General features: G+C 49.5%; 1 rRNA gene. It reads left to right on the top strand.

The window, feature by feature from the left end:
- Nucleotides 1-1,188 (top strand): 23S ribosomal RNA (locus tag AC1EK1_RS08335); the annotation flags it as partial.

Raw genomic sequence — 1,188 nt, 5'->3', positions numbered from 1 at the left:
TAAGCGTGGGGCAAACGTGGGGAACTGAAACATCTCAGTACCCATAGGAGAAGAGAACAAATTAGTGATTCCCCTAGTAGTGGCGATCGAACGGGGACAAGCCCAAACCGTCGAGGTCTCGAGCTTCGGCGGGGTAGTAGGACCACGGTATGGCTACAGGAGGATATAGAGGAGAACAGCGTTGGAAAGCGCGACCGTAGAGGGTGATAGTCCCGTATCTGTATAGAAGACCTGGCCTAGTGGAATCCTGAGTAGTGCGGGACACGTGCAATCCTGTATGAATCCGGGGGGTCCATCCCCCAAGGCTAAATACTCCTTAGAGACCGATAGTGAACAAGTACTGTGAAGGAAAGGTGAAAAGCACCGCGAGAAGCGGATTGAAATAGTTCCTGAAACCATGTGCTTACAAGCGGTCGGAGCCCCTGTATGGGGTGACGGCGTGCCTTTTGCATAATGAACCTACGAGTTATTATATCTAGCGAGGTTAATCCACAAGAGTGGAGGAACCGAAGCGAAAGCGAGTTTTAAAAAGCGAAGATAGTTAGGTGTAATAGACGCGAAACCAAGTGATCTACCCTTGTCCAGGCTGAAGTGTTGGTAACACAACATAGAGGGCCGTACCGTAGAATGGTGAAAAATTCTCGGATGAGGTGAGGGTAGGGGTGAAAGGCTAATCAAACTTGGAGATAGCTCGTACTCCCCGAAATGCATTTAGGTGCAGCCTTTAGGGTTAACTACAAGAGGTAGAGCGACTGATTGGATGCGAGGGTTTCATCGCCTATCAAGTCCAGACAAACTCCGAATGCTTGTAGGGATTACTAAGGAGTGAGGGCATGGGTGCTAAGGTCCGTGTCCGAGAGGAGAAGAATCCGGACCATCCGCTAAGGTCCCGAAATGACAACTAAGTTGAAGGTATAACGCGGTCACGATGCAGCGACAGCTAGGATGTTGGCTTGGAAGCAGCCATTCATTTAAAGAGTGCGTAACAGCTCACTAGTCGAGGATTGTGGCATGGATAATAATCGGGCATAAGTTGTCTACCGAAGCGATGGGATGTTGACATAAGTTGGCATCGGTAGGGGAGCATTCAAGATTGGCAGAAGGGAAGTCGACAAGGCTTTCTGGACGATCTTGAAGAGCAAATGTAGGTATAAGTAACGATAAAGGGGGTGTGAATCCCCCTCGCCG

The sequence above is a fragment of the Porphyromonas sp. C0026D3 genome (genome assembly GCF_056590775.1).
This window is presented reverse-complemented; position numbering and strand designations above follow the sequence as displayed.